The 232-nt window shown below is 62.5% G+C and carries 1 pseudogene; it reads left to right on the forward strand.

From position 1 onward, the window contains the following. Positions 1 to 232 (forward strand): annotated as a pseudogene (locus SM191_RS19770) (GTP-binding protein); the annotation flags it as partial.

The raw sequence follows: 232 nt of genomic DNA on the forward strand, positions 1-232 counted from the left end.
CGCCAGCCTCAACGCCGATGCGGTGATCGTGCCCGCCGATCATGGTCGCGTCGACCTGGACCTCGTGCTCGCCACCGGGCTGTTCGACGAGGAGAAGGCTTCGCGTCATCCGCTCTGGGCCAAGGAACTCTATGGCTATGCCCATCACCAGCCCGAGACCGAGGAATATGGCATCGAAAGCTTCGTCTATCGCGCCCGCCAACCCTTCGATCCGGCGAAGTTTCATGCCTTC

Origin of the sequence: Sphingomonas sp. 2378 (genome assembly GCF_038084995.1) — a bacterium.
In the GTDB taxonomy this organism is placed as follows: domain Bacteria; phylum Pseudomonadota; class Alphaproteobacteria; order Sphingomonadales; family Sphingomonadaceae; genus Sphingomonas.